This window comes from Tolypothrix sp. FACHB-123, from assembly GCF_014697075.1.
Lineage (GTDB): Bacteria > Cyanobacteriota > Cyanobacteriia > Cyanobacteriales > Nostocaceae > Aulosira.
Genome location: NZ_JACJRE010000003.1, coordinates 49,047 through 67,274, shown reverse-complemented (window position 1 = coordinate 67,274; position 18,228 = coordinate 49,047). Strand labels below are relative to the sequence as shown.

Genomic DNA, 18,228 nt, shown 5'->3' with positions numbered 1-18,228 from the left:
TTCCCTGCCTCTTTGTCCTTTGTTGCCCTACTCCGCTGTAATATTAATCTCAGCATCTGCTGGCATTCCTGGTTTAGCAAATCCTCCTGGGTTGTCGATGGTAATTTTGACACCAAAAACTTGTCTAACTCGGTCTTGTTGAAAATAAATATTCTCAGGGGTAAAAGATGCTTGGGTATCAATGGCAGCAATTTTGCCACTTAGGGGTTGTTTGAGTGCTGAGTCTAAAAGTATCTTAGCTTCTTGACCAATACGAACTTTACCAATATTACCTTGGGGAATAAAAGCACGGAGATAAACTGTTTTCGGATCGATTAAGGTGAGCAAAGTTTTACCAGTGGTAACAACTACTCCTGGTTCTACATTCCGACTGATAACTACGCCGTTAATGGGACTAGTCACCGTGAGATCGGCAATTTTAGCTTTGATTTCTTGCAAAGCGGCTTTAGCATTGAGTACATCAGCTTGTGCTGTACCTAGTTTCAGGCGAGTTTGATCTAATTGGTTGTTTAATTGGGATAGTTGAGCGTTGCGGATAGAGGGATTTAATCCCGAACTTTTAGCTTGAGTTAATTGTCCTTGAGCAGAATTGACTAATTTTTGATAAGAAACTACTGCTGCTTGACGCGATCGCAGGTTAGCTAATGCACTTTCCCAGTTAGTTTGGGCTTGATCGAATTGTTGTCTAGTAACAGCGCCCTGTTTAACTAATTTAGCGTAGCGATCGCGGTTCATTTGCGCTAATTTCAACTCAGATTTGGCTTGTTCTACATTAGCGATCACTTGAGTTAGCTGGGCTTGGCTGGAAGCGAATGATGATTCCGCCTGAAAGATTCGCCCTTTTGCATCATCTACTGATTGTTGTAAGGTAATCCGATTTTCCAAAATCTGATTTTCTAAAAGACTGATTTGCAATCTTGCTTGTTCTTCCTGTTTTTGCATTGCATCTACACGCGCCGATGCACCTTGCAGTTGTGCTTGAATCTCTGCGTCATCTAAATTGACAATGACTTGTTTTTCACGCACTGTATCCCCTTCGCGTACAGCTACCGAGGTGATGCGTCCTGCTACTTTAGCACCAATATTAGTTTCATAGCCTTCAATGCGACCGCTAACTTTGAGGATGTTAGCTGCGGAACGCGATGATATTAAATAGGAAGTGAAAAGTCCGACACCTGTGAGTAATAAACCTAATGGGATTAATAAACGCGGTGAGAGTTTGCGTTTACTTTTAGTAGTTGCGGTAGTATCAAAAGGTTCTTGGGCTGGCGAAACTGGCTGAGCCATATTTTTTTGAGTTTAAAACTAAACTTAAACGGGAACTTACTGTTGTGCTTGCTCAGGGAATGAAACCTGAGTACCTACGTTATAGTATGTCTCTTGTGTGTTGCACAACCCAGATATGTCAAGGATATTAATATCGCAACTATTGTTTAATTTTGTAATTATTTCCATATTGAGCACAGCACCCGTCAATATTTAATCCGTTTATCTCGTGAAAATGGTAAGCGCCTGGGGTTACTTGCTTGAGTTGCTTTGTCTTCTTTGTCGCAGTTGCAATAATGCTGCCAACACATCAATATATTTTCCAGGGCACGGCATTGCCGTGCCCCTACCTATTTGTTATTTATTAGTAGTAGTTTGCTGAGGATTAGGTTGCAAGAGACTGTTTAAATCTTTTATGGTGATAGTTTGGCGATCGGATGCTGCGCCGATCAGATTTAAACCATCGGGACTAAGAACAGCATCATGTTTAAGTCCATCAACAGAGGAAATATATTTGTTATTCGTCCAATTCCATAGATTTGTAGAACAACAATCGTTAAAAATGATTGTTTGACTATCAGGAGTCACGGTTAAAGAAGTTAAGAATGTAGAATAACCAGGTAATGTTTTTAAGAGTTTTAAAGTTTGCGCATCCCAAACTTTCACCATCCAAATTGTACTTAAGTCTTGCCGATCAGAACCACCAGTGACAATAAATTTACCATCAGGACTGAGGGCGATTACCTCAACTTCACGAGAATGAGCCGCCCAGCTTTGGACAAATTTTTGTTGACGCAAATCCCAAATCTTTACACCGCCCAAGCTAGCAATATATAAATTCTGATTGTCTTTGCTAATTGCTAAAGCAAACACATAACCACGAGAATTAACTTTTTGCAGCAATTTACCATCTGCTAAATTCCAAACTTTTACAGTTGGATCGTTCTTACTTCCAGTGACTAAGGTTTGAGCATCAGCACTGATATTTAAAGCTTGAACTTCTCCTAAATGGGCGGGGTAAAAGGTTTTATCTAATGTAGCGCTTTTGTAATCCCATTTTTGAATTATGCCTGTAGATGTACCCACAACTAAAGTTTGATTATCAGGACTGACAGCAATAGATTGAATTTTGCCAGAAAATATATTCAAGGTTTGCTGTAAACTCTTTTTGTTGATATCCCAAACTTGAATTTTGTTTTCCCCACTTCCGCTGATAAGTGTTTGATTATCTGGCGCGATCGCTAAAACTCCAATATTTTCTGGTATCTTCCAAGCTGGGATAGCTGTTGTATTAGTCGAGATATCTTGTTTGGGAGTCTGTGGCTGTGAGTCAGCATAAATTTGCGGTATTTGCCAAAGCGGCGTCAGCATGTATAGCACCAGGAAGATGACTACATCGCCAATCAAAAACCACTTGCGATCGCGTGACTTTTTTACTAGTAGATTTGCTGGCTGTATCGTTTGATGGGCGCTAATAGCGGCGATAGTTTCCGCTAGTTGATTAGATATGTTTGTCGCCCCTTGGGATGTCAGTTTTAAATATATTTGCTCGCTAAATTGAATGATTCTAAATTCTAATGGAAGTTCTTGACGATGAGCGGAAATAAAACCCAACCCATGATAAAACTGTTTATCTCTCTGCCAACCAAGACAGTACATTGGTAAATTGATTTGCGGCTGAATTCGCGCTAATATCAACTTTGTCATTTCTTGAGGTTGATATTGTGCTTCGATATGTAAGTTAAATAATATGGAATAGTTATTGTATTTACCAAAGTGAATGTAACCTATTGGGCGCTTATCTTTCTCAATTAGTAACTCTTGCCACCTAAAAATAAAGCGATTCAAGATGAGGAAGAGAGAGATTAACCAAAACGCGATCGCAATTCCCGAAACTGGCAAATCTAATACAGAATAATCAAATTCAGCGAGCCATGTTAATCCTAGTAATTCTTTGATGATAATTCCAGTTAAACTAATTACTACAAAACTGCCGCCTGCTAGCAAAGCAATTATTGTGGCAATATAAATGAGAGACTTTCTAAATCTTTGTCGCTGCCAAAATGTTTGATAAATTTGCCATTGTTCTTGAAAATTTTGGCAAGGACGAATTAAAACCCCTGGTGGTAAAGGTAAATTTGTAGATTGCTGTTCGCTGATGGGAATTGGTGGTTGCAATAATACCATCGCTGGGAGTGGAGAAAACCGGAATTCTCTAGGCTTTTCGTCATTGGGGAGAGCGACAAACCCAAATCGTTCATAAAAGGATTTGAGATAAGGAATATAAATTAGATATACAGGTAAACTCAGATTTTCTAGACAATGCCAGAGTAATTGTGAACCAACACCTTGGCTGCGATGTTTCGGCTGAATATAAATGTTAGATAGGATATTATAGTTAGTTTTAACTACAATGAATGCCCAACCAACAATTTGCTTTTCATATTCAACAAACCATACTTTATCCTTGGTATAGCTGCGCGCCATTAAATATTCGGAAAGTTTGTATATAGCAAATACAAAGGCAACGGCACTGCCCATAGATAAAAACACAAGAAAATCACTTGGTTTGATGGCTGAAGAAAGTATTTGCCAATCAAAAAAGTGATTTGGTGGTTTGCCATATTCAAATAAATATGCTTTATGATTTATTTCTAATCGCTTGACAAAAGCCTCTAAAACTGTTCTGATACTGACAACTATCTCCAAGATAGATATTAAAATAATTACCCATTTAGAGTATTTAGAGTTGTGCGCTTGGAGTTCTGCAACAGTACCTTGACGGAATGAGTATCCTGACGGTGAATTTGCGGATGAAGACATCGATGAGTCAGCCTTTTAATAGTTGCACGCCTGGAAAAATATTTATGCGATCGCTCCCAGCTTTTCACGTAATTTAGAAAATAGAGAACCGCAATTACACCGAAAATCTCAATTCCCAATCTTTGACACGGGTTGGTGAGCGCAGTCGAACCAACCTCTGCCTTTATCTCAACATTTCTTAAAGAATTTCCAGAAAATCAATTATCCAATTTAAGAGAGATAATATTTTCCACCTCCCCCCTGCACCCTTTACCCTGCCCCCCTGCCAACAAAGCGATAGTATATTTTTTTAGTTGCAAATCCCCTAACTTGGAGCTTAAGTTAGCACCTTAACGCCTTTATCTTTACTGGTGGAGTTGGGAGAGTTTTCGGAAACTGTAGTTAGCAATGATGTAGCGATTAATTGCTCTACAAATATTTATTGGGGAACTCAATTTATGACTAGTTCAATTATCAACCCCGTTGAGCGTCCGGAAATTACGCAACAATTATCGGAAAATATTATTCTCACCACAGTTGACGATATCTACAACTGGGTAAAAATGTCCAGTCTGTATCCCTTGATGTTTGGTACAGCCTGTTGCTTTATGGAATTTATGGCTGCTTATGCGTCGCGCTTTGACTTAGAACGATATGGGATGATTCCCCGTGCGACTCCGCGACAAGCAGATCTGTTAATTACGGCTGGCACAATTACCATGAAGTACGCGCCGAATCTCGTGCGACTCTATGAACAAATGCCGGAACCTAAATATGTCATCGCGATGGGTGCTTGTACCATCACAGGGGGAATGTTTAGTGTCGATTCTCCTAGCGCAGTGCGGGGTGTAGATAAATTAATTCCAGTTGATATTTATATACCAGGATGCCCGCCTCGCCCGGAAGCTGTTATCGATGCAATTATTAAATTGCGGAAGAAAATTGCTAATGAAAGCATTCAAGAACGTCACCTAACCCAACAAACTCACCGCTATTACAGCATTACCCATCACCTCAAGCCTGTAGAACCTGTTAATGATGGAAAATATCTCAAAAGTGCCAGCAGGGAAGTGCCGCCACCAGAACTTGCTCTGGCTCCAGGGTTAGAATTACCTCTAGCATTACCAGAAACTCAAAATTCGCAAGTTATCCAAGACTAAATGACTTACATTAATCTGGCACAGTCTGATGCAGAAATTGAGCGTTGTTTTTCTACTATGCAACTGCTTCGTCCCCATCTTGTTGCTAATGAGTTTGTGACTCGCATTCGCAGACAAGAACAGCAAGGTTTTCACCTAGCTTATTTAGAAGATGGTGGAAGCATCAAGGCTGTAGCCGGATTTAGAATCGCTGAATCTTTATCTTGGGGTAAGTTTCTTTATGTGGATGATTTGGTAACTCAAGAGCGCAATCGCTCTGTTGGTTACGGTTCAAATCTCCTCAATTGGCTGATAGACTATGCTAAAGCTAATTCTTGCCAGCAATTACACCTGGATTCTGGGGTTCAGCGCTTCGCTGCTCATCGTTTTTACTTCAAGCACCGTCTAGAAATCAGAGCTTATCACTTTACTATCGACTTAAGTCAGATGTAGGTTGGGTTAAACCCAGTGAAACTCAACTAAGCCAAGGTTTTTTGGTGTTGGGTTTCGTTCCTCAACCCAACCTACTCCATGAAAAAGGTGATTAATTGAGCAGCGATGGAGATGATTTAAGCTTGGAACACGGAACTTCGAGTTCGGAACATGAAACTTTGAGTTCGGAACACGGAACTTCGAGTTCGGAACATGAAACTTCGAGTTCAGAACAAGGAACTTCGAGTTCAGAACACGGAACTTCGAGTTCGGAACATGGAACTTCGAGTTCAGAACACGGAACTTCGAGTTCAGAACCTAAAACTCCGAGTTCCAAGACGCTTTATTTGAGCTAGTAACACCAAAGCAGTTGCATAAAGCGTGGTATTTTAGGAATTTAAAGATATTTTGTGAGCTTCTTGCAGTAATTACCCTAAATATCTTCACAAAAAAGAGTTTTTAGCAGATTTAATCCGCCAAAATAGCTTTATCTTTCTTCTTTTTGTAATTTTGCCTTACCCTTGCGGAATCAAAATAACTGATCTTGTAGATGGAGATGTGGTGTTATCGGGCATTTTAGCAGTTCTGCACGCCTGACAAAGAGGAGGGGCTTGCAAACTCGACCTTTGAAACTAAGGAAATTTTCGGAAAATCATCAATTTACCTGTAAAAGAGTTAAGCGATCGCTAGACTATTTCAACCTTGTGCAGATCCGCAATATCTTAATCTGAAAGATATTGCTCATTTGTTAAAAGGTAAAAGCTAATGTCAGATCTAGGTTTTACTCATATCGCACTGGGAGTCAGCGACATCGATCAAAGCCTGTCGTTTTATGCAAAGTATGCCGCAATGCAAGTAGTGCATCGGCGCACTGATAAAACGAAGCACGTAGATGTGGCTTGGATTAGCGATTTAACTCGACCATTTGTGATTGTTTTAATTCAAGTTGCGGAACTAAAAAGCACCCTTGCGCCTGCATCCCATTTGGGAGTGGCTTGTCAAACTCGTGAGGAAGTAGACCGCCTTTGCCATGAGGCGCGTTTAGAAGGCGTGTTGATAGATGGGCCCCATGACTGGGGTTTTCCTGTCGGTTACTGGGCATTTTTCCGCGATCCTGATGGTCATACCCTAGAAGTTTCCTATGGTCAAGAAATTAATTTCACAGTTGAGCAAGCAATACATAAAGCTAATGACAATTTAACCATTGAAAAGTTTAGAAGATGAGGCGTTATGAATGAAACTAAGTTGCACTCCTTTGTCGGACAAGTAATTGCGGATATGGCTGCAAGTATGTCGGGGGTGATGACAAATATTGGTCATAAACTCGGCTTGTATCAAGCAATGGCGGGTGCTGGCCCTATGACAGCAATGGAATTAGGTTTAAAAACCGGGGTTCGTCAACGTTATATCCTGGAATGGCTGAATAACCAAGCCGCAGGCGGTTATGTAACTTACGATGCAGTTAATGATACCTACGAATTACCAGAAGAACACGCGATGGTATTAGCAAATCCCACCAGTCCCGTGTTTATGGTTCCGGGTTTTGATGTGATTTCAGCCATTTGGTTAGATGAGGATAAAGTGGCTGAGGCTTTTCGCACAGGTAACGGTATCGGTTGGCACGAACATCACCCGCGATTATTCTGTGGAACTGAGGCATTTTTCAGAACTGGTTACCGCACCTTTCTGACTACAGAATGGATTCCGGCGTTAGAAGGTGTGGAGGAGAAATTAAAAGCAGGTATCAAAGTTGCTGATGTGGGTTGCGGTCATGGTGCATCGACAATTATTATGGCGCAGATGTATCCCAACTCAACTTTTTGGGGTTTTGATTACCACGCAGGCTCAATTGAAGTTGCTCGTCAACGCGCCGAGGAAGCCGGGGTTGCAGACCGTGTAAAATTTACAGTGGCTCACGCTCATAATTTTCCAGGCTCGGAATATGCTCTAGTTTGTTTTATGGATTGTCTGCACGACATGGGCGATCCTGTAGGAGCCTTGAAACATGCTAAGGAAGTACTAGTAGATGATGGCACAGTGCTGTTAGTCGAACCTTTTGCGGGTAATGATATCGCAGAAAACCTCAATCCTGTAGGTCGTTTGTTTTACGCTGCTTCTTCCGCATTTTGTACGCCTAATTCTTTATCCCAAGAAGTTGGTTTAGGGTTAGGAGCGCAAGCTGGAGAGAAAAGACTAGGACAAGTAATGGTGCAAGCTGGGTTTAGTCAATTCCGCCGAGCGACGCAAACGCCATTTAACTTGATTTTGGAAGCGCGAATTTAACTCAAAAAAGCGATCGCATTACCCAAATTATGGGAGAGTCATCATGTGGAAAAAACTGCAACAATTCCAAGCCATGTTAGCTGCCAAAAATTCTGGCAACATGGGAGATTTCGCCTTACTGAAGTCTGATTTTCTCGGTGCAAAGGTTGCTCCAGAGGTGGCGGAGAAATTGCGATCGCTTGCGGGCTATTATCCAAGAATAGATTTAGAAAAACTCAGTCAATATCCTCCCGGTTCCTTTGGGCGAGAATATGCGGATCACATGCAGCTAAACAACCTCAAGCCATTGACGGTGAGTCCTGAACTGGATGAAGTTGCTAAACGCAATGTTTTTGCCCTGCGATACGTGATTACCCACGATATTTTTCATGTTTTGCTCGGTTTCGACACCAGCTATGCAGGAGAGATGGGCGTTCTAGCTTTTGCAGCTACCCAAAACTACAGTAATTCTTTAACAAACAGCCTTTGGATCGCAAGATTACTTTATCCCATATTCGCGCCCCAGCAAGCCAAAGCCATTTCTGCGAAAGAGCAAAAAGGAAAAGAGTTAGGTAAACAAGCTGCTTTCCTCCTAGCTTACCCCTTTGAAGACCATTGGCAAGAACCAATTAATGATGTGAGAAAGCATTTAGGTTTACCCGAAATTTCTCGCAGCCAATGAGGTTCACGTTCAGATAACCACTGACAACTGTACGGGCGAGTTCACAAATATCCTCAAATATCCATGACGATTTTCCATAAACCCGCCCCTACTGACTATTGACTAATAACTTAGCAATTGCGATCGCATCCACCGCACTCTCAACTATATACACATTATCCGGCGACAGCTTTTTAAAGAAGGCTTGGCTTTCGCTATCGTCAGTTAATAAAATTACTGGCTTATTTCCTTTGATAGCCAAAGCAATCTCCGAAGCCGTTCCCGCACCCATACCGCAAGCAATAACAACATTACTGGAGAGAACATTAATATTATTGCGTGCGCTTCCCATATCGGTGAAGATGGCAATATCTACATAGTTAGAGATGCTATTGCGATCGCATCCTGGAAGAATACCCAGCGTTAACCCATCCGCCGATTTTGCACTTTGATTTGCTGCATCCATCACCCCCGCATTTCTACCGCCAGTCAATAAAATCCAGCCTTGTTGAGCAATTAGACGACCTAATTCATCAGCATTATGCAAATCACGTGCTTTTGCTTGTTCTCCCGGCCCCATGATACCAATTATTATTTTTGTCATTGGTCAACAGTCAACAGTCAACAGTCAACATTATTCTTTACCACTGCTCACTCCAATAAACAATATCAGAGGTGGAACTATCAATAGCTACACCATAGCTATAACCATGATTCCATTTAAAGCCAGGTTTACCCCTATCTTGTACATCCAATACTAAGATTTCGTAGCTAGGGGGAAAAGAATCTGCTGATGTTTCGCTAGTATAAAAGAATGTGGTCGGTACTCCGTCAGGTTGGTTAACGTGGTCATTTGTATTACCACCCTTATAACGGTACTTAGCAACACTTTTATATTGGGAAAGTAATTGTTTTACCTTGTCTGGTGACTCTTTCAACCTGACTTGAAAAAAACTTCCACCCTGTAAAAACCCTGGTGAATAAGCAATTTTTACATCTTTTGAATTATTAGGAATGGTATCCGGAAAATGTTTTATTGGGTAGCTATAACCTATGAGTTCATTACGTATTGCTGCATAACGTGATGTATCGCTGACTATTTCCGGTACATTAGAACTGCTAAAAGCTTTTCTGAGCAGAAAACTCCCTCCAACCACACCAAGGCTACCAAGGGAGAATAAAACTATCATGGCGATTTTTACAAAATGCGATCGCTTCGTCAGTGTCGGGTACATAAGACATTCATCGTTATATATCCAACTACTAAACTAAAGCCGTAGAATTTCGGATATAAACACACAAACTTGATGAAAACTTTATTTATTATCTGTAAAAACTTTGTGTTTGTGAAATTCTCATGAAGCAATCTAAAGTAAATCTTCAAAGAATCCCTAGTCATACCAATTAATAATTCGTAATTTATAATTCGTAATTCGTAATTATTCAAGACTAGTTGGATATATATTTTCAAATATCCATTTGTAGGGACAGGATTTTTTCGTGCAAAAAAAAATTCATGATATGCAATCATGAATTAAATCAGTATTTAACAAAGAAATGGTGATGAATTTATACGCTAGACAGTATCTGCTGTAGGGGTTTAGCAATGCTAAACCCTAGAATTTCTTGAAAAATCATTACTAGTTACTTCTCCGTAAAACCCGTTAGGGTTTATTAATGAAAATTACACAAAACCTGCAATCATCCCTGCTAGTAATATAAAACCAATCCAGACATTTTGTCGGAACATTTCACCATAAATAGAGTTAGGTAAATCTGGCTGACTTAAACGTATTGATTGCCAAATCCAAGCTATTGTGGCAATTACTAGACTAATCCAAAAAACAATATGTAGATGGATGACAATACCTAAGTAAGTCAGTAAAGCAATTGTGCCAGCAAAGAATATACCAATAGCTAACGGGGCGTAATTACCAAAAAACAGGGCGCTAGAATTAATACCAATGCGTCGATCGTCTTCCTTGTCGCTCATGGCATAAACAGTATCAAATCCCAATGTCCATAATACAGTTGCACCCCAAAGCAGCCAAGTTGGTTGAGAGATGTTTTGTGTCACCGCACTCCAGCTAATTAATACCGCAAAACCCCAAGCAATAGACAGTACCAGTTGGGGTACGGGAAAAACTCGTTTCGCCCCTGGGTATAACAAAATGACTGGTACAGCCGCAGCAGATAACCAAAAAGTTAAGGGGTTGAGGTAAAACGCCAGAACAGCCGCACAAGCTAGCGCTACTATCCCCACCGCAATCCCGACTTTAATTGACAGTGTACGGGCTGCTAGGGGGCGATCGCGCGTTCTTTCCACCTCTGGATCGATATCCCGATCCCACAAATCATTGACGACACAACCAGCCGCACTTGTAGCGAGAGTACCCAAGATAATTACCCCTACTAAAGGTAAAGGTGGTTTACCTGCGGCTGCTAAAAATACAGCCCAAAGGGCAGGAATCATCAAAATTAACCGGCCTTCTGGTTTATGCCATCGCAAAAGCCGAATAATCACAAGCCATACCGGTTCGGTGTTGCTTAGGGGCGTTTTTACCATAGAAGTGAAGAAGAAATAAAGAAATTGCTTTGGCCAGATGAATTCACACATCTTTACATCTATAGAATATCTTTATTTGCTATTTGTAAAAACACAACCTAAACTTGCATCTTTAGATACCTCTAAAAGGTCAATTTAGTTGTGAGTACCATAGTAAATCTTCTGAAATCAGGTAAAGTTGCTAACCATGCAACTTTGATTCTCCTAAAACACCAGTTTTTAAAATTCTTCTTTAAAAGAGAGAAAATTAGATGCTCAGTTTAGTTTCCGCTAACTGCGTGAGCCTTCCGACTCAGACAGTGAAGCAAAACCGGATTATTGCGGCTATTGACTTAGGTACAAATTCTCTGCACATGGTAGTAGTAAAAATTGACGCTACACTACCGGCTTTTAGTATTATTGCCAGAGAAAAAGAAACGGTGAGATTAGGCGATCGCAATTTAGTCACCGGCGATCTCAAACCAGAGATCATAGAAAAAGCGATCGCGGCTTTAGGACGCTTTCAAAAAGTTGCCAAAACTTTCAACGCGGAAACGATAGTAGCTGTAGCCACCAGTGCTGTGCGTGAAGCACCCAACGGTAAAGATTTTCTTCACAAGGTAGTAGTTGATTTAGGTTTAAGCGTTGACTTGATTTCTGGACAAGAGGAAGCGCGACGCATCTACCTGGGTGTACTGTCGGGGATGGAATTTAACAACCAACCGCACATGATTGTCGATATTGGCGGTGGTTCCACAGAATTAATTTTGGGGGATAGCAACGAACCCCGCACCCTCACCAGCACAAAAATTGGTGCAGTGCGCTTAACTACCGAGTTAATCAAAACTGACCCCATCAGTAACACAGAGTTTCAGTACCTCCAAGCTTACGCCAGGGGAATGCTAGAACGTTCCGTAGAAGAAGTATTAGCAAACCTCAAATTTGGTGAAACACCGCGTTTAGTTGGTACATCCGGAACCATCGAAACCTTAGCCCTAATTAATGCTAGAGAAAAATTAGGTTTTGTCCCTTCCACACTCAACGGTTATCAATTAACCCTCAAAGATTTACGAGATTGGGTAAATCGCTTGCGGAGACTAACTAACATCGAACGCAGTGTCATACCTGGTATGCCAGAGAAGCGGTCAGAAGTTATACTGGCAGGCGCAGTAATATTACAGGAAGCTATGACGCTTTTGGGTGTAGAATCAGTGACAATTTGCGAACGGGCGCTGCGTGAAGGTGTAATCGTAGACTGGATGCTAGCCCACGGTTTAATTGAAGATAAACTGCGGTTTCAAAGTTCAATTCGCCAGAGGAGTGTACTCAAACACACCAATAAATACCAAATTAATTTAGAACATTGCGATCGCATTGCCAAATTTGCCCTCAGTTTATTTGACCAAACACAAAATAAATTACATTTCTGGGGCATAGAAGAACGACAATTACTATGGGCAGCAGCAATTTTACATAATTGCGGTCACTATGTCAGCCATTCATCTCACCACAAACACTCTTACTATCTAATTCGTAATAGTGAATTACTCGGTTATACCGAAACCGAAATTGAAATCATAGCCAACTTAGCCCGATATCATCGCAAATCACCACCCAAGAAAAAGCACGAAAATTTCCGCAACCTACTCACCAAACAGCAACGCCAAATCGTTAGCCAATTGAGTGCAATATTACGATTAGCAGTGGCCCTAGATCGGCGGCAAATTGGGGCAATTCAACGCATACAATGCGAATATTATCCCCATATCCAGGAAGTACAATTGCGTGTTTACCCCGCTCATCCTGACGATGATTGTGCCTTAGAACTCTGGAGCTTAGATTACAAAAAGCCTGTATTTGATGCAGAATTTAATGTCAAATTAATTACCATTTTAGAACCTTTTGCAGTTGCCGTTAGCTCATAGATTAGTCAGTTGATATTAACAGCAAAATGTGAATTTTACTCAAGAGTGCGTTAACCAGATTAATGCACTCTCTTCAGCGTATATTAAAATAATGAAATAAAGACCGTAAAATAGATGAATTATTGGCTAATGAAGTCCGAACCAGCAGTTTATAGCCTCAGTGATTTAGAAACACAAACAGAGACTATCTGGGACGGCGTTCGTAATTATCAGGCGCGTAACTTTCTCCGCCAAATGCAAATAGGAGACTTAGCATTTTTCTACCATTCAAATAGTAATCCTCCAGGGATTTTTGGGTTAATGCGTATTAGTAAAACAGATATTGTCGATCCAACGCAGTTTGAGCCAACCAGCAAATACTATGATCCAAAATCAACCCCTGAATCTCCTCGATGGCAAACAGTTAATGTAGAATTTGTGGAAAGTTTCACCCAGCCGATATCTCTAGCAACCCTGAAAGAAAAGTTTACGCCTGAAGAATTACTTTTAGTCAGAAATGGAAATCGCTTATCAGTAATGCCGGTTCCAGAAAACGTGGCTCAAAAGATTTTAGCAATCAAATACCCGACTTCTGCATAAAATCGGGTATCTGGTAGCGCAGCAAAATTCAGATTATCGTTGATTGTAGGGGCACTGGCACTGCCATGCCCCGAAGCGCGTACTTTTTAAACGCAAAGGAACGCGGAGGTTAGCGCAAAGTTTCGCAGAGTATTTCCCCAGCCAATTCGCTATGAATTAATGAAATTGTGTACTAAGTTGAGAATTATCTTGAATATCTTTCAGGAAATGTGTTATCGTCAGATGTAGATAAAGTTAAATCTAAAAACGCCTCAATTAATCTAGCTGACATGAAGTAGTCACAAAAAGTGTTGCCGAAACGCAACAGGGTCAAAAAATTTATCAAAAAATTAGCAAGTTAGCCAAATATCAGATTGTTGGGTATTCTGCTTTCTTCCTCTCTACAAATTTTTTTACCCCAAATTAGGCTGATCAATCCAGTAGGGTGTGTTATCACGCAGTGTAACGCACCGTATTCTCAAATCTAAGTATAAAAAGACTAATGATTTAACGAAACTTAACAAAATTTTGTTTATTTTATCTAGGGATAACTGATGATTTTCCCTGTTTTATGGTGTGTCATTACCATCTGTATATCCCTACTATTTCAACGTGCATTTGATTAGATGTTGCATAACTAAATTTTGAATTTATGATGCATAAAAATTCAATTTTATTAGCTGAGAATATCGGTTATAAACTCGGCTTAGATAGAACTCTATTTCAGGGAGTTCATCTCAATATCTGCATGGGAGAACAGATTGCTTTAGTTGGTTGTAATGGTGTAGGTAAATCCACTTTATTAAAGATACTTGCAGGTCAAATTAGTCCTAATCAAGGTTCGGTTTCCCGTCATGGTGTTGTTTACTATTTACCCCAAATCAGTACCATCAAACAAGCTATTACTACAGAGACAGTACTCAATTTTTTGAGTTCTACTTCAGATGAATGGTGGAATATTGAGGAAATTTTACAGACACAATTTCACACTAACCTTGATTTATCTTTACCAATTAATAATTTAAGTGGCGGCGAACTCACAAAACTATTTCTCGCGATTGGTTTAGCGCAAGAACCAAATTTACTCTTACTTGATGAACCAACAAACCACATGGATTTGTTGGCGCTAGAAAGTTTAAGTGTGTTTCTGCAAAATTTCCCTGGCGCTTATGTCATCGTTTCCCACAAGCCATTTTTCTTAGATCGGGTGACAAATGTTACCTGGGAACTTACGCCTGAGGGTGTGAAGGTGTACGGGGGTAATTATTCTGCATATCGCCAGCAAAAACAGATAGAGTTAGCAGCAGCCTTGCGATCTCATGAAGTAGCGAGAAAAGAACTCAAGCGCACTCAAACCACAGCGATGCAAGAACAGCAACGCGCCGCTCAATCCCACCGCAGTGGGCGTGCTAATTTCCTTAATGGTAGTATTGACCGCATGTCAGCAGGCTTGATTAAAACTAAAGCCGAGGCTTCAGCAGGGAATGCAAAAAAGAAACATGAAATAGCTGTAGCCAAAGCTACCGAAAAAGTAGCAGAAACTAAAGTAAAAACCACGAAAGCAACCAGCATCCAGTTAGCTGAAAAAGTTCAAAAGCGGCGTAATTTAATTGATATTCAAAATGCAAATCTTTGGGTATCAGAAAGGCTACTACTACAAAATATACAACTGCATGTGACATCAGGCGATCGCATCGCCATTGTGGGCGCGAACGGTTCAGGTAAATCGACTCTCGCCAAAGCCATCTTAGGAAGGGAAGCGCACACAGCAATTTTAGATTCTGGAGAGATTTTACTCGCACCAGCCATGAAAGCCGTCTACCTCGACCAAACCTATGAAATCGTCAACCGCCAGCAGACGATTCTGGAAAATATGCAAGCTGCAAATCCTAGCCTCAGCTATCAACTGCTGCGTCAACAGCTAGGACACTTTCTATTTAAATACGATGACGTTCACAAAAGCGCATCGGTATTGAGTGGGGGTGAATTAGCCAGATTAGCGATCGCCATTATTAGCATCTGTGAAATCGACCTGTTAATTCTCGATGAACCGACAAATAACTTGGATATTCAAACCGTTGACCAAATGGTCACAGGTATCAACGATTACCAAGGTGCCCTTTGGGTTATTTCCCACGATATAGATTTTCTCAGCCGCATCAACATTACTCAAAGTTTCAAGTTGAGCAACCAAGCTTTGCAAATGACAAATTATTTACCCAGTACACCAGAAGCTTACTATCGAGAATTACTGACACTGTAGTCAGGACTAAAATCCTCACTACGAATAGACAACTTTAATTTTTGCTAAATTCTAAAATCGCCCAGCCAATTTATATCTCCACAGTAGAAGCCGCAAAGCATACGAGCAAGTTATAATTCTCTTGCGGACAGACGTAACAAAAATTTATGAGTAACCCAATTTTGCAAGCCTTTTTTGTTGGTAGAGCTGTAGCTGAAGTAGTCAACGAACGCTTAGAAGTCGCTTTGACTGATGCTTTAAGCGAACTGGGCAAATTTGACGCCGAAGCTAGAGAACAATTACGCCAGTTTACAGATGAAGTTCTCGAAAGAGCAAATCGAGCCGCAGAGGCTGCTGGTACTGGTCAAACTACCACAGTACGCGGCCCCAGTGGATCTGAGCCTGTGGACTTGCAAGCAATGATCGATGAACTACGGGCAGAAATCGCCTTATTACGTACCGAATTGCAAAAGTATCGTAGTACTTCAGTCTAAGTGTTGAGTAAAATCCACTAGGAAGCATATTAATCATTGGTCATTGGTCATTGGTCATTGGTCATTGGTCAAAATTTATGTACAAATACCAAAAAACCCAAGACAAATGACATTAGATCGCAAACAGTTTAGGAATCAGAGTGTCTTTTCTTCCAAGTGATTCGGCTAAAAACCAACGGTACGCAAACAATATGGAAAAAGGTTATTCAGATAAGGCATACCGTTGGAATCGGGAAAATTATTCTAGTAGACGGCGCTTTATAGATATTTGGTCTTTTGTTTTGACCTTAATGTTCAAGCTTTGGCGTTATAACAAAGCTTGGAGTTATCCTGGCGGTATAACTGAGGCTAAACAAGCTGCAAGGCGGAAAGCACAAGCTATCTGGATTCGCAATACCCTACTCGACTTAGGGCCTACCTTTATCAAAGTTGGGCAGTTATTTTCTACTCGTGCTGATATATTTCCGGTTGAGTATGTAGAAGAACTGGCAAAGTTACAAGATAGAGTCCCAGCTTTTAGCTACGAACAAGTAGAAAAAATTATTGAGCAAGAATTAGGTAAGAAAATTCCGGAACTTTTCCAGAATTTTGACCCGATTCCTCTAGCTGCTGCGAGTTTGGGACAAGTCCACAAAGCTGTGCTGTATACTGGCGAAGCTGTAGTTGTCAAAGTGCAGCGTCCGGGACTAAAAAAATTATTTGAAATAGATTTACAAATTCTTAAGGGAATCGCCCGTTATTTTCAAAACCATCCCAAATGGGGACGGGGAAGAGATTGGATTGGCATTTATGAAGAATGCTGTCGGATTCTTTGGGAAGAAATTGATTACTTAAATGAAGGACGTAATGCTGATACTTTTCGGCGGAACTTTCGCGGCCATGATTGGGTGAAAGTACCGAGAGTTTATTGGCGTTACGCTTCGTCACGAGTACTGACCTTAGAATACCTCCCCGGTATTAAAATTAGCCAATACGAAGCTTTAGAAGCTGCGGGTTTAGATCGCAAGCTTATTGCTCGTTATGGTGCCCAAGCTTACCTAATTCAACTGCTAAATAATGGCTTTTTCCACGCCGATCCCCACCCCGGAAATATTGCTGTCGGCCCCAATGGCGATTTGATATTTTACGATTTTGGGATGATGGGGCGGATTAAATCGAACGTCCGGGAAGGCTTGATGCAAACGCTGTTTGGTATCGCCCAAAAAGATGGCGATCGCGTAGTCCAATCCCTGATCGATTTAGGCGCGATCGCTCCAGTCGATGATATGGGGCCTGTGCGGCGTTCTGTTCAGTACATGCTGGACAATTTTATGGATAAGCCCTTTGAAAACCAATCAGTGGCCGCCATCAGTGACGACCTGTACGAAATAGCGTATAATCAACCATTTAGATTTCCCGCAACCTTCACTTTTGTGATGCGAGCTTTTTCCACTCTTGAGGGAGTTGGCAAAGGCTTAGATCCAGAATTTAATTTTATGGAAGTTGCCAAACCTTATGCAATGCAGCTAATGACCAATATGAATGGTGCTGAAAGCAATAGCTTCCTCAATGAATTAAGTCGCCAAGCAGTACAAGTCAGTACTACTGCTTTTGGGTTACCACGGAGATTAGAAGATACACTAGAAAAACTAGAACGTGGCGATATGCGGATGCGCGTCCGTTCTCTGGAAACGGAACGCCTATTGAGAAGGCAAAGCAATATCCAAATTGGTATCAGCTATGCTTTACTGATCAGTGGATTTACGCTTTCAGCCACAATTTTATTGGTGAATAAATTTGTCTGGTTAGCAGTTTTCGCCGGTTTAATCGCCGCCGCGATCGCTTTTTTACTCATCCGCTTACTTTTACGCCTTGAACGTTCTGACCGTATGTATTAATCTTCCCAGTATCAATTGCAGTATA

General features: G+C 40.9%; 16 protein-coding genes. 11 read left to right on the top strand and 5 right to left on the bottom strand.

Annotated features, from left to right (window positions below):
- Positions 1 to 27 precede the first annotated feature (27 nt).
- Positions 28 to 1,287, bottom strand: a complete 1,260-nt coding sequence (locus tag H6G41_RS02845) for an HlyD family secretion protein (RefSeq protein ID WP_190743436.1) — start codon at positions 1,285 to 1,287, stop codon at positions 28 to 30.
- 336 nt (positions 1,288 to 1,623) lie between these two features.
- Positions 1,624 to 4,089: a GNAT family N-acetyltransferase gene (locus H6G41_RS02840; RefSeq protein WP_190743434.1), complete on the bottom strand. Its 2,466-nt coding sequence runs from the start codon at positions 4,087 to 4,089 to the stop codon at positions 1,624 to 1,626.
- Between the two features lie 437 nt (positions 4,090 to 4,526).
- On the opposite strand from H6G41_RS02840, the gene nuoB reads away from it, so the two are divergent.
- From nuoB to H6G41_RS02810, 6 genes are all read left to right on the top strand, one after another.
- Complete coding sequence (nuoB, locus tag H6G41_RS02835) at positions 4,527 to 5,228, top strand: NADH-quinone oxidoreductase subunit NuoB (RefSeq protein WP_190743432.1); 702 nt, start codon at positions 4,527 to 4,529, stop codon at positions 5,226 to 5,228.
- A complete protein-coding gene (locus H6G41_RS02830) occupies positions 5,229 to 5,660 on the top strand; it encodes a GNAT family N-acetyltransferase (RefSeq protein WP_190743430.1) in 432 nt (143 codons plus the stop codon).
- Positions 5,661 to 5,755: 95 nt separating this feature from the next.
- Positions 5,756 to 5,995, top strand: coding sequence for a hypothetical protein (locus H6G41_RS02825; protein ID WP_190743428.1), 240 nt, complete (start codon positions 5,756 to 5,758; stop codon positions 5,993 to 5,995).
- Positions 5,996 to 6,404: 409 nt separating this feature from the next.
- Positions 6,405 to 6,863: a VOC family protein gene (locus tag H6G41_RS02820; RefSeq protein WP_190743426.1), complete on the top strand. Its 459-nt coding sequence runs from the start codon at positions 6,405 to 6,407 to the stop codon at positions 6,861 to 6,863.
- 6 nt (positions 6,864 to 6,869) lie between these two features.
- The gene (locus tag H6G41_RS02815) at positions 6,870 to 7,922 is read left to right on the top strand and encodes a class I SAM-dependent methyltransferase (RefSeq protein WP_190743424.1); all 1,053 of its coding nucleotides are present in this window, start codon (positions 6,870 to 6,872) and stop codon (positions 7,920 to 7,922) included.
- Positions 7,923 to 7,965: 43 nt separating this feature from the next.
- Complete coding sequence (locus tag H6G41_RS02810; RefSeq protein ID WP_190743422.1) at positions 7,966 to 8,583, top strand: Coq4 family protein; 618 nt, start codon at positions 7,966 to 7,968, stop codon at positions 8,581 to 8,583.
- An 88-nt stretch (positions 8,584 to 8,671) separates the two neighbouring features.
- On the opposite strand, the gene H6G41_RS02805 is transcribed toward H6G41_RS02810, so the two are convergent.
- The 3 genes from H6G41_RS02805 to H6G41_RS02795 all read right to left on the bottom strand — a co-directional run bounded on the left by H6G41_RS02805 (position 8,672) and on the right by H6G41_RS02795 (position 11,128).
- Positions 8,672 to 9,166 (bottom strand): TIGR00725 family protein, encoded by a 495-nt coding sequence (locus tag H6G41_RS02805; RefSeq protein WP_190743420.1) that lies wholly within the window; start codon positions 9,164 to 9,166, stop codon positions 8,672 to 8,674.
- A 37-nt stretch (positions 9,167 to 9,203) separates the two neighbouring features.
- Positions 9,204 to 9,797: a hypothetical protein gene (locus tag H6G41_RS02800; RefSeq protein ID WP_242037788.1), complete on the bottom strand. Its 594-nt coding sequence runs from the start codon at positions 9,795 to 9,797 to the stop codon at positions 9,204 to 9,206.
- A gap of 449 nt (positions 9,798 to 10,246) precedes the next feature.
- On the bottom strand, positions 10,247 to 11,128 hold the full coding sequence (locus H6G41_RS02795) for a 4-hydroxybenzoate solanesyltransferase (RefSeq protein WP_190743418.1): 882 nt from the start codon (positions 11,126 to 11,128) through the stop codon (positions 10,247 to 10,249).
- A gap of 251 nt (positions 11,129 to 11,379) precedes the next feature.
- On the opposite strand from H6G41_RS02795, the gene H6G41_RS02790 reads away from it, so the two are divergent.
- From H6G41_RS02790 to H6G41_RS02770, 5 genes are all read left to right on the top strand, one after another.
- The gene (locus H6G41_RS02790) at positions 11,380 to 13,032 is read left to right on the top strand and encodes a Ppx/GppA phosphatase family protein (RefSeq protein ID WP_190743416.1); all 1,653 of its coding nucleotides are present in this window, start codon (positions 11,380 to 11,382) and stop codon (positions 13,030 to 13,032) included.
- A 114-nt stretch (positions 13,033 to 13,146) separates the two neighbouring features.
- Entirely contained in the window at positions 13,147 to 13,611 is a 465-nt protein-coding gene (locus H6G41_RS02785; RefSeq protein ID WP_190743414.1) for an EVE domain-containing protein, read from the top strand.
- A gap of 631 nt (positions 13,612 to 14,242) precedes the next feature.
- Positions 14,243 to 15,853, top strand: coding sequence for a ribosomal protection-like ABC-F family protein (gene abc-f / locus H6G41_RS02780; RefSeq protein ID WP_242037787.1), 1,611 nt, complete (start codon positions 14,243 to 14,245; stop codon positions 15,851 to 15,853).
- A gap of 146 nt (positions 15,854 to 15,999) precedes the next feature.
- A complete protein-coding gene (locus tag H6G41_RS02775; protein ID WP_190743412.1) occupies positions 16,000 to 16,326 on the top strand; it encodes a DUF6825 family protein in 327 nt (108 codons plus the stop codon).
- Between the two features lie 191 nt (positions 16,327 to 16,517).
- Positions 16,518 to 18,203, top strand: coding sequence for an AarF/ABC1/UbiB kinase family protein (locus H6G41_RS02770; RefSeq protein WP_190743410.1), 1,686 nt, complete (start codon positions 16,518 to 16,520; stop codon positions 18,201 to 18,203).
- The last annotated feature ends 25 nt before the right edge of the window (positions 18,204 to 18,228 follow it).

Bases quoted from the DNA above. Each gene is read 5' to 3' on its own strand.
- abc-f (WP_242037787.1), top strand. From the start codon at position 14,243: ATGATGCATAAAAATTCAATTTTATTAGCTGAGAATATCGGTTATAAA.
- H6G41_RS02830 (WP_190743430.1), top strand. From the start codon at position 5,229: ATGACTTACATTAATCTGGCACAGTCTGATGCAGAAATTGAGCGTTGT.
- H6G41_RS02790 (WP_190743416.1), top strand. From the start codon at position 11,380: ATGCTCAGTTTAGTTTCCGCTAACTGCGTGAGCCTTCCGACTCAGACA.
- H6G41_RS02775 (WP_190743412.1), top strand. From the start codon at position 16,000: ATGAGTAACCCAATTTTGCAAGCCTTTTTTGTTGGTAGAGCTGTAGCT.
- H6G41_RS02810 (WP_190743422.1), top strand. From the start codon at position 7,966: ATGTGGAAAAAACTGCAACAATTCCAAGCCATGTTAGCTGCCAAAAAT.
- H6G41_RS02800 (WP_242037788.1), bottom strand. From the start codon at position 9,797: ATGTACCCGACACTGACGAAGCGATCGCATTTTGTAAAAATCGCCATG.
- H6G41_RS02845 (WP_190743436.1), bottom strand. From the start codon at position 1,287: ATGGCTCAGCCAGTTTCGCCAGCCCAAGAACCTTTTGATACTACCGCA.
- H6G41_RS02795 (WP_190743418.1), bottom strand. From the start codon at position 11,128: ATGGTAAAAACGCCCCTAAGCAACACCGAACCGGTATGGCTTGTGATT.
- H6G41_RS02815 (WP_190743424.1), top strand. From the start codon at position 6,870: ATGAATGAAACTAAGTTGCACTCCTTTGTCGGACAAGTAATTGCGGAT.
- H6G41_RS02820 (WP_190743426.1), top strand. From the start codon at position 6,405: ATGTCAGATCTAGGTTTTACTCATATCGCACTGGGAGTCAGCGACATC.
- H6G41_RS02840 (WP_190743434.1), bottom strand. From the start codon at position 4,089: ATGTCTTCATCCGCAAATTCACCGTCAGGATACTCATTCCGTCAAGGT.
- nuoB (WP_190743432.1), top strand. From the start codon at position 4,527: ATGACTAGTTCAATTATCAACCCCGTTGAGCGTCCGGAAATTACGCAA.
- H6G41_RS02785 (WP_190743414.1), top strand. From the start codon at position 13,147: ATGAATTATTGGCTAATGAAGTCCGAACCAGCAGTTTATAGCCTCAGT.
- H6G41_RS02805 (WP_190743420.1), bottom strand. From the start codon at position 9,166: ATGACAAAAATAATAATTGGTATCATGGGGCCGGGAGAACAAGCAAAA.
- H6G41_RS02770 (WP_190743410.1), top strand. From the start codon at position 16,518: ATGGAAAAAGGTTATTCAGATAAGGCATACCGTTGGAATCGGGAAAAT.